The following is a 9213-nucleotide window of genomic DNA, read 5'->3' as shown; positions in this document are numbered from 1 at the left end:
CCCGTCGCATTTTTCGGAATCCTTACGGATTCAACCCACGTAGGGCACACCCGTTTCGGCGGGGAACTTCTCCGCCAGCGCCCGGCGAAGCTTCTCCAGAGCGCGGTTCTCGATCTGGCGAACGCGCTCCTTTGAGATACCGAGGCGGTGACCGAGCGCCTCAAGCGTCGCCTGATCCTCGGCCAGACGTCGCTCGCGCAGGATGCGCAGTTCGCGCTCGGACAACACGCCGAGCGCCTGTTGGAGCCAGCCGAGGCGCCGCTCACCGTCAACGGCCGCCGAGACCGTCTCGTCGGGCAGCGCCGCGCCGTCGACCAGGAAATCCATGCGCTCGGAGGAGACCTCGCTGTCCTCGCCCACGGGGGCGTTCAGCGACATGTCGGGGCCGGAGAGGCGAGCATCCATCAGGGCCACGTCCTCGCGGGACACGCCGATGGCAGTGGCGATACGGCGGTGGATCTCGTCGCCGACGCGCTCCTCGGTCGATTGCATCAGCCGGGCGCGCAGGCGGCGCAGGTTGAAGAACAGGGCCTTCTGCGCCGACGAGGTGCCGCCGCGGACGATCGACCAGTTGCGCAGGATGTAGTCCTGGATCGAGGCGCGAATCCACCACGTCGCGTAGGTCGAGAAGCGCACGTCCCGCTCCGGCTCGAAGCGGGCGGCGGCCTCCATCAGGCCGACATGTCCCTCCTGCACGAGGTCGGCCATCGGCAGGCCGTAGTGACGAAAACGCCCCGCCAGGGCGATGACGAGGCGCATGTGGGCGGAGATCAGACGGTGCAGGGCGCGCTCGTCGCGGTTCTCCTTCCAGCGGACCGCCAGACCGCGCTCTTCTTCCCGTGCCAGGAAGGGCGCCTCCATCGCGGTACGAATAAATTGCCGCCGGATACCCGCGATTTCCGCCATCCCCGCCTGCCTCTATTATCGAGTGCTGATGCGGCGCCGCGCCCATGAAGGCGGCACACGCGGCGCCGCCGGGCCGATGCCAGGCATGGCCACAACGGTGCGGTGCACCCGAAGGTTCCGGCAAAAACGCAGCTTCGAACCGCCGATCGCGATAGGATCGGCACGAACGCGGCGCAATCACGCCGCGCGCAGGGCGTCAAGCGAAGGACATCACCGAAATGTGCTTCGAATCCCGAAAGACCAGCCCGAAACAGCGCTGGAGCGCCAAATTTTCGACATGAAAAAGGCCCGACGCATCGCGCCGGGCCTCGAAACACGCGGATCCGCTGCGGCGGGATGCCTCAGGCGGCCTCCTCCTGCAGGTCGTCGCCATCCGTCTCGGTGTCGCTCTCGCCCTCGGCCTCGGCCTTGGCGCGACGGGGGGACTTGGCGAGGCTCTGCTCGATCAGCTTCAACGCCTCGGTCTCGGTGATGCGGTTGACCGAGGAGATCTCGCGCACGACGCGGTCGAGAGCGGCCTCGTAGAGCTGGCGCTCGCTGTAGGACTGCTCGGGCTGTGCCTCGGAGCGGTAGAGGTCGCGCACGACCTCGGTAACGGCCAGCAGGTCGCCCGAGTTGATCTTGGCCTCGTACTCCTGTGCGCGGCGCGACCACATCGTGCGCTTCACGCGGGCACGGCCGGTGAGCACGTCGAGCGCCTTCTTGACCACCTCGGGCTCGGAGAGCTTGCGCATGCCGACGCTGTTGGCCTTCGCGGTGGGCACGCGCAGGACCATCTTGTCCTTCTCGAACGAGACGACGAACAGCTCCAGTTTGAAGCCGGCGACCTCCTGCTCCTCGATCGCGGTGATGCGGCCGACGCCGTGAGCCGGGTACACTACGGCCTCGCCGGTCTTGAAACCCTGGCGGCCTGCCGTCGTCTTCTTGGCTGTCGTCATGCGAGAAGGGCCTCCGAACATCGCGCGGGGATTTTTTATGATCCGCGCCGAACCGTTTCACCCGGGGCGGGACACCCGGCTTCAACCACCGTCCGCCGGTTCGCGCTTGACGCACCGGCAGCTCCCAGGTGCGCCGACGACATGCCAGGGCCAATCGGCCGCGAAGGGAGCGAACCCTCGACGGTCGATCGTCTGCGACCTCGATCCAGAGAATCCGGAACTGCGTTTGTAAGGGCGCGGAGGAAGCACGTCAGGCACGAGCGACGGCAGGCCAATTGTGTATCACAATCGGCACGGCGAATCAAAGCACTGGCGGCTAACGGACGCGCTTCGGCAGCGCCGTCCGGGGAGTTGTGCACGGCGTAGCGCCGTTGTCGCCCGAAGCCCGCGCAGCCCTGCCGCGCAGGGCTCGCATGACATGGCGGGGACGATGACCCGGCGCCGGATACCGGCGCAGCGAGTTCAGTCGCCTGAGCCGGGGTTCGGCGAGAAGTGGGCCTCGAACTTGCCGGTCTTGCCGTCCCACTCCTTGGCGTCTGCCGGCGCGTCTTTCTTCTGGGTGATGTTCGGCCAGGTCTTGGCGTAGTCGGCATTCAGCTTCAGCCAACTCTCGAGGTTGCCCTCGGTGTCGGGCTTGATCGCCTCGGCCGGGCACTCGGGCTCGCAGACGCCGCAGTCGATGCACTCGTCCGGATGGATGACGAGCATGTTCTCGCCCTCGTAGAAGCAGTCCACCGGACAGACTTCCACGCAGTCCATGTACTTGCACTTGATGCAGTTGTCGGTGACGACGTAGGTCATGGGCTGAATTTGGTCCCTGGTCCGCGCGCTCCGCGACAGCGGTGGCGGTGCGCGACGGCGTGTGGCGCGTCTTCTGCCGGACCGGCCGTCGGGCGGTCCGGGCGCGCGCGAATGCTTCTGGAGAGCCCGGAGGGCCCCGTCCGGATGCGTCTAGCGGCTGCCCGGAGGACTGACAAGCGCGCCGGGCCGTCGCGGCGCGGCCCGGCCGCCCCTGTGACCCGCTTACAATGATTCCAGGGAGTGGTCGGGGGACGCGTCCGGGTTGGAATCCCCGGCTGCGTCGGGCGCCGAGAGGTCGGCGTAGAGGCGCCGCGCCTCCGGCGCCGGCCCGCGGCGCTCGCCCAGCGCCAGGATCCGCACGCTCATCGTGGCGTGGGCGGCCGCCACCGTCACCACGTCGCCGACGCAGACACCCTTGGCGGGCGCCTCGGCGCGCTTCCCGTTGATGCGCACGTGGCCGTCGCCGACGAGGCGCGCGGCGAGAGAGCGCGTCCGGGCGAAGCGGGCGAACCAGAGCCACTTGTCGAGCCTGAGCTGGCCCGCCTTCACGGCACGGTCCCGGGCTTCACCGGAGGACGCTCCCCCTCAGGCTCACCGCTTGTCGCCGCCGGATTCGAGCTGCGCCTTCAGGGCCGCGAGCTTGGCGAAGGGCGAATCCGGATCGGGCTGGCGCTCGCGCCGGGGCGGGCGCTGGTCGGGCCGCGGCCCGGCATGGCGCTGATCCTCTCGCCGGTCGTCGCGCCGCTCGGGACGGCCGCCCTCGAACCGCTCGCGGCGGGGTCCACGCTGCTCGTCGCGACCGCGCCGCTCGCCCTCCGGCCGGTCGCCGCGGGGCGGCCTGCCGTCCTGGGCGCCCTGACCGCCCTGGCCGCGGTTCTGGTCGGGACGGCGGTTGCCGTGCGGGCGCTCGCCATGACGTTCACCTTGGCGCTGGTCCGGGCCGACCTCGCGGCCGCGGCCCTGGCCTCCGCGCGGGCGCTGCCGCTGATGGGCGGGGCGCTGATGGCGCTGCAGGTGCCAGACCTCGACGACGGCGGGCTCGGCAGGCTCGGCAGGCTCCGCCTCGGCCTCGGCCTCGGTCAGGGCTTCGCCGGCCGCAACGGCCTCGGCGGGTGCGGCCGCCTCGACGTCCCCCTCACCTGCCGCGGCCTCGTCCGGCGCGCGCTCCGCCTCGCGGGCGGGCTCGGTCTCCGGCGCGGCCTCGGCGGTGGGCTCATCGACCGGCGCGGGCTCCGCCGGCTCGGCGGTCTCGGCGTCGCCGGTCTCCGGGCTGACGGCCTCGGCATCCGGGTTGTCGGCGGGCGCCTCGGCCGGCAGGTCCTCGACGACGGGCTCGGAGGTCGGTTCGGGCGCGGCCTCGGCCTCGGCCTCGTCCGCCCCGGCGGGTGCTTCGGCAGACTCGGTGACGGCCTCATCCTCGGCCTTGGCCACGACGGGCTGGGCCGGGGTAGTCGCGGCGGCGGGCAGAAGCGGCACGGTGATGGCCGGGCCCGGCCGGCTCTCGGCGACGTAGCCCAGCGACTTCAGGATCGAGGCGAAGTCCTCGCCCGAGCAGCCGACCAGCGAGGTCATGCCGACGGTGGCGACGAACCCGTCGTTGTCGGCGGCCCCCGGGGGCGGCGCGCCCGGCGTGGTGCCGGGCCGGTAGGCGACGGCCGGGCGGATCAGGTCGGCCAGCCGCTCCAGAATGTCGACGCGCACCGCCCGCTCGCCGCAGACGCGGAAGCCGGCCGCGCGGTAGAGGCCCTTGGCGATCTCGGGATCGACCTTGATCGAGGTGCGGCCGGAGCCCGCCAGATGCGCGATCTCGTCGAGGCCGCGCTGGTCGAGGCCGCCGTTGCGCAGGGCCCAGAGCTGGGCCGCGAGCGTGCGCGGCGCCGGCTTCAGCAGGGCCGGCAGGAAGATGTGGTAGGCGCCAAAGCGCACGCCGTGGCGGCGCAGCGCCCCGCGTCCGTCCTGATCGAGGGTGCGCATCTCGTGCGCGACCTTGGAGCGCTCCAGCACGCCCAGGGCCTCGACCACCTGGTAGCCGATGCCCTTGGCGAGTCCCGTGAGGTCGGCGGCGGTCTCGATCTCCATCAGCGGCCCGAGCAGGCGCACCACGTAGGCGCGCAGCCACGCGTTGAGGCGCACCTCGACCTTCTCGCGGGCGGGGCCGGCGAGGCTGTCGTCGGCGAGCAGGCGGATCTGGGGGCTGAAGAGCTTGTCGCCGGGAGCGAGCTTGGCGACCGGCGCGCCGGTCCAGCGGATGGTGCCGTCGTGCGCGAGGACGAGCGAGGCGTCGGCCGCGGCCGAGAAGCGCTCGGCCCGAGCCTCGATCTCGCCGCCGAGCGCCTTCTCGGCTGCGCTCCTCAGGGTCTTGGCCTCCTGGCCCTCGGCGCTGGCATCCGGCACGAACAGGAATCCGTGCAGGTGGCCGACATGCTGACCCTCGACGGTGACGTCACCGTCGGCGGTGATCTGGGCTTCGAGCATCGTGTTCTCTCTCAAGCGCCGCATCAGGACGCTGGTGCGCCTGTCCACGAAGCGGCTCGCGAGGCGCTCGTGCAGGGCGTCGGACAGCCTGTCCTCTACCCGACGCGTCTCGCCCTGCCAATGTTCTGGGTCGCGCAGCCAGTCGGGCCGATTCGCAACGAATGTCCAGGTCCGCCCCTGCGCGATCCGGCGCGACAGGGTCTCGATGTCGCCGTCCGTCCGGTCGATCATCGCGACGTGCTCGGCAAACCACTCGTCGGGGATGCGGCCGGCCATTCCGCGCATCAGGAAGCGGTAGAGCTGGGCCACGAGGTCGGCGTGGGTCTGGGGATGGACCTTGCGGTAGTCCGGCACGCCGCAGACGTCCCAGAGGCGGCGCACCGCGGCCGGGCGGCTCGCCAAGTCCCGGATGTCGTCCTCTTTCATCAGGATCTCGAGCGCCTGCTGGTCCTCGCCCATCGGCGCGCGGGTCAGCCCCTGCTCGTGCGGGTGCTCGTCGAGGCTCGCCTGGAGCGCCTCCAGCGAGTCGAAGACGAGGTCGGGGTTGCGCCACTGCAGGATGCGCACCGGGTCGAAATCGTGGCTCTCCAGGCGCTCGACCAGTTCCTGCTCGAAGGGCGGGCAGCGGCCCGTGGAGCCGAAGGTGCCATCCGAGGTGTGGCGGCCAGCGCGCCCCGCGATCTGGCCCATCTCGGCGGGCGTCAGCTTGCGGAAGCGGGTGCCGTCGTACTTCCAGTTCGCCGCAAACGCCACGTGGTCAACGTCGAGGTTGAGGCCCATGCCGACCGCGTCGGTGGCCACTAGGTAGTCGACGTCGCCCGACTGGTAGAGCTCGACCTGGGAATTGCGGGTGCGCGGCGAGAGCGCGCCCAGCACCACCGCGGCGCCGCCGCGCTGGCGCCGGATCAGCTCGGCGATGGCGTAGACCTCCTCGGCCGAGAAGGCGACGATGGCCGAGCGGCGCGGCAGGCGGCCGATCTTCTTCTCGCCCGCGAAGGTCAGCTGCGACAGGCGCGGGCGCGTGGTGGTATGGACGTTCGGGATCAGCGAGCGGACCAGCGGCTCCACCGTGCCGGAGCCGATCAGCAGGGTCTCCTCGCGGCCGCGCTGGTAGAGCAGGCGGTCGGTGAAGACGTGACCGCGGTCCATGTCGGCGCCGAGCTGGATCTCGTCGATGGCCACGAACGCCACGTCGAGATCGCGCGGCATCGCCTCGATGGTGCAGATCCAGTAGCGCGGCCGATCCGGCTTGATCTTCTCCTCGCCGGTGACGAGGGCGACCTTCTCGGGGCCCACCTTGGCGACGACCCGGAGATAGACCTCCCGGGCAAGCAGCCGCAGCGGCAGACCGATCATCCCGGTCGGGTGCTGGAGCATCCGCTCGATGGCCAGATGCGTCTTGCCGGTGTTGGTGGGGCCGAGCACCGCCGTGACGCCGCGCGCGCGGGCCTGCGGTGGGAGGGAGCGGCGGGACATCGAGGAGAGGGCCAAGGAGCGGGCAATGTCCCTTCGGCGCGGACGGCCGGTGCGGAGGGCTTGAGGCCACGCGCCACGGCGGCGCGGCCCTCGGACGATCCCGTGCGCTGCGCCCGTCGCCGGAGCGCGGAGGGATCAGGGTCCCCGCCGGAACCGACCCTCATATGGGGTGCCCAGCCCCGGCGCGCCACCACCGTACGGATCCGCTCCGAGGCCCGGCACGCCGTAGACGTCGACGCGCACGTCCGGGCGCGGCCCGTCGAGGTCGGCGCAGAGGGTGTCGGGCACGGCCACCAGCGGCCCGCGGCGGCGCGGGCGCCCCTCGCTCACCTCGGCCGATGAATAGGCATTCCCCCCGCAGGAGCTGCCGGCCTCCAGCGGCTGCGCGACGGCCGGGAGGCCGGCGAGGAGCAGGAGGCAGGCCGCGGCGGGGACGTGGCGCACGGGTCTAGCGCGCGTCGAGGCTCGCGACCGAGCCGGTCTGGGCGGGGGCCGCACCGGTCGCCGCGACAGGGGCCTCGGCAACGGCGCCGGCGCGGGTCCAGCGGGTCGCCTCGATGATGTTGGTGCCGATGGTGGTGCGGACCGAGATCCGCAGCGGCACGAGGACCCGCGTGCCCTCGACCGGCGCGAGCCAGACCGACATGTCGCGGTTCTCCTCCATGAAGCGCACGCCCGGCCGGTCGGGCCGGTGGCCGGCGACCGCCTGGTAGCGGGCGTTGCAGACGAGGACCGGGCCGGCATAGCCGGGCTTCTCGACCGCGCGGGTCTCCGCGTAGCTCAGCACCACGTTGAAGCGGGTCGCGCCGTCGAAGACCGGCAGCGTGCGGTTGCAGTTCTCCGGGTCGGTCGGCTCGCCACGGGCATGGGCCGGCATCACCAGCGCGCTCACCGGGTCCATGATGCCGCGCTTGTTGGCCGCCGTGATCGGCACCCGGTCCTCCATGTCGAGGAGCGGCGGGATCACCTCGGACTGGGTGACGTTGCCGGAGCGGAGCGCCATGCGCACCGCGATGCCCGCATTGGCCGTGCGGGTGGCGATCGCGAAGGTGTTGGGCTGCGGGCTCGCCGCGAAGGTACCGGACGCTTGGGCCGAGCCCTGGCCGCCCGTGATGGCGCCGACGAGGCCGGTGAGCACGGCCGAGACGTCGGCACGGTAGCGCTGGCCCTCGAAGGAGCCGGCAAGGCGCGCCGTGCCGATCGGCAGGCCCGCGAGGTTGATGCCGTAATCGACCGCGAGCGTGGCGGGCGCCGCAGCGCGATGGCGCCGGGGCGCGGCCTCGGGCGACGTGACGGCGGCAGCACCGACGAGGCCCGCGCCGACGAAGCCGGAGAGGAGAAACTGCCCGGCACGGCGGGCCGGCGCGGAGCGGAGGGCTTGCGCGAACATGGTCCGGATTCGATCCTCGACGCTCGCCCGGACAGGTCCGGCGAGATCCGATTTATCCCCAGCCCATGGTTAACAGACCGTTGGGGATGTGCCAGCACCCGGTAGAGCACAGGAGAGTGCTCGTGCTCGATGCCTGCAGAGCGCGGCGTTTTGCAACGTCGCTCCCGCACGAGGGCCGGCAGCTTGCGAGGCCGGTAGGTCTCAGCGTAGCCGGCTCTCGGGCGGCGTGAAGGGGCGAACAGCCTTCCAGAAGCCGACGAGCGAGAGCAGGCCGAACCACGACCCCAGAATGGCTACGCTTGCTCCGCGCCAGAACGGGGTGAGATCGTCCAGGTAACGCAGCTTCGAAACCGTGCGCTTCCATGAAGGATCGGCGACCTGAGGAGCGTACCACAGCATGAAGAGCGCGGCGCACAGAGCCACCGCGCCATAGCCCGCGATCTTCAAGCGATCCCGGATTGTCGGCGGTTCGAGATCAGGTACGAGCAGAGGCATGGCGGGGAGATCCTACGGAAGCCTAGCACGACCGGGCAGCGGGTAGAGCCAGCTTTCGAGGCCAGGACCGTTCGTCAGCCACAGGCCTGTGCGATCGACCGTTCGAGTTTGCGATCCCGAGCCTGCCTTTCGGTATCGGTCGATCGGCAGGCGGAGCTTTCGGCTCCGTGTCCACCTTGACGAAAGCCGCCCGCCTCCCCTATAGGCTCGCGCCTTCTACAGGACTCCGATGGACCTGGAATCACGCTTGGGCGTGGCCCGCGGCGCGCGCGCCGTGCGGTCATTGAGGTCCGAGTACTGACCGCCCACGGAACGATACGGGATAGATTGAAGCCATGGCGCGCCGCTGCGAACTCACCGGCAAGGCCGTTCAGGTCGGCCACCTCGTGAGCCACTCGAACCGCAAGACCAAGACCCGGTTCCTGCCGAACCTCTGCAACGTCACCCTGCAGTCCGACGCGCTCAACAAGAGCGTCCGCCTGCGCATCACCGCCCACGCACTGCGCTCGGTCGAGCACCGCGGCGGCCTCGACGCCTTCCTGATCAAGGCCGGCGAGTCGGACCTGTCGCAGACGGCCAAGCTCCTGAAGCGCGAGATCCACAAGAAGCTCGCGGAGACCGAGACCCAGGCTGCCGCCTGAGCCGCACCGCCTCTCCGGCATCAGGAAGGCGTCGAGGCCGCCGCGGTGCTCGACCGAGCGCAGTGCGTGGGCGGTGATGCGCAGGCGGACG

At 71.0% G+C, this 9213-nt stretch carries 9 protein-coding genes and 1 pseudogene; 1 reads left to right on the top strand and 9 read right to left on the bottom strand.

Annotated features, from left to right (window positions below):
- Nucleotides 1-30: 30 nt before the first annotated feature.
- From MFF54_RS21140 to MFF54_RS21105, 8 genes are all read right to left on the bottom strand, one after another.
- Nucleotides 31-906, bottom strand: a complete 876-nt coding sequence (locus MFF54_RS21140; protein WP_109950622.1) for an RNA polymerase factor sigma-32 — start codon at nt 904-906, stop codon at nt 31-33.
- Nucleotides 907-1247: 341 nt separating this feature from the next.
- Entirely contained in the window at nt 1248-1844 is a 597-nt protein-coding gene (locus MFF54_RS21135) for a CarD family transcriptional regulator (RefSeq protein ID WP_238305949.1), read from the bottom strand.
- Nucleotides 1845-2306: 462 nt separating this feature from the next.
- Nucleotides 2307-2645, bottom strand: a complete 339-nt coding sequence (gene fdxA / locus MFF54_RS21130; RefSeq protein ID WP_238305947.1) for a ferredoxin FdxA — start codon at nt 2643-2645, stop codon at nt 2307-2309.
- A 222-nt stretch (nt 2646-2867) separates the two neighbouring features.
- A complete protein-coding gene (locus MFF54_RS21125) occupies nt 2868-3194 on the bottom strand; it encodes an RNA-binding S4 domain-containing protein (protein WP_238305945.1) in 327 nt (108 codons plus the stop codon).
- A gap of 42 nt (nt 3195-3236) precedes the next feature.
- Nucleotides 3237-6596: a helicase-related protein gene (locus MFF54_RS21120; RefSeq protein ID WP_238305942.1), complete on the bottom strand. Its 3360-nt coding sequence runs from the start codon at nt 6594-6596 to the stop codon at nt 3237-3239.
- A 135-nt stretch (nt 6597-6731) separates the two neighbouring features.
- Nucleotides 6732-7040: a hypothetical protein gene (locus MFF54_RS21115; protein WP_306423977.1), complete on the bottom strand. Its 309-nt coding sequence runs from the start codon at nt 7038-7040 to the stop codon at nt 6732-6734.
- A gap of 4 nt (nt 7041-7044) precedes the next feature.
- Nucleotides 7045-7986 carry a DUF3108 domain-containing protein gene (locus MFF54_RS21110; protein ID WP_238305940.1) on the bottom strand — a complete coding sequence of 314 codons (942 nt, stop codon included), beginning with the start codon at nt 7984-7986 and terminating at the stop codon, nt 7045-7047.
- Nucleotides 7987-8187: 201 nt separating this feature from the next.
- Complete coding sequence (locus MFF54_RS21105; protein ID WP_238305938.1) at nt 8188-8481, bottom strand: hypothetical protein; 294 nt, start codon at nt 8479-8481, stop codon at nt 8188-8190.
- 335 nt (nt 8482-8816) lie between these two features.
- Between MFF54_RS21105 and rpmB the strand changes: the two genes are divergently transcribed.
- Nucleotides 8817-9122 carry a 50S ribosomal protein L28 gene (gene rpmB / locus MFF54_RS21100; protein WP_238305929.1) on the top strand — a complete coding sequence of 102 codons (306 nt, stop codon included), beginning with the start codon at nt 8817-8819 and terminating at the stop codon, nt 9120-9122.
- A gap of 9 nt (nt 9123-9131) precedes the next feature.
- Here the strand turns inward: rpmB and MFF54_RS21095 are convergent.
- Nucleotides 9132-9213: pseudogene (locus tag MFF54_RS21095) on the bottom strand (large ribosomal subunit protein bL28); the annotation flags it as partial.

It is taken from the genome of Methylobacterium gregans (genome assembly GCF_022179245.1).
GTDB classification, from domain to species: Bacteria; Pseudomonadota; Alphaproteobacteria; order Rhizobiales; family Beijerinckiaceae; genus Methylobacterium; species Methylobacterium gregans.
This window is presented reverse-complemented; position numbering and strand designations above follow the sequence as displayed.

Coding starts and splice junctions, on each gene's coding strand:
- MFF54_RS21140 (WP_109950622.1), bottom strand. CDS start 906: ATGGCGGAAATCGCGGGTATCCGGCGGCAATTTATTCGTACCGCGATG.
- MFF54_RS21135 (WP_238305949.1), bottom strand. CDS start 1,844: ATGACGACAGCCAAGAAGACGACGGCAGGCCGCCAGGGTTTCAAGACC.
- fdxA (WP_238305947.1), bottom strand. CDS start 2,645: ATGACCTACGTCGTCACCGACAACTGCATCAAGTGCAAGTACATGGAC.
- MFF54_RS21120 (WP_238305942.1), bottom strand. CDS start 6,596: ATGTCCCGCCGCTCCCTCCCACCGCAGGCCCGCGCGCGCGGCGTCACG.
- MFF54_RS21110 (WP_238305940.1), bottom strand. CDS start 7,986: ATGTTCGCGCAAGCCCTCCGCTCCGCGCCGGCCCGCCGTGCCGGGCAG.
- MFF54_RS21105 (WP_238305938.1), bottom strand. CDS start 8,481: ATGCCTCTGCTCGTACCTGATCTCGAACCGCCGACAATCCGGGATCGC.
- rpmB (WP_238305929.1), top strand. CDS start 8,817: ATGGCGCGCCGCTGCGAACTCACCGGCAAGGCCGTTCAGGTCGGCCAC.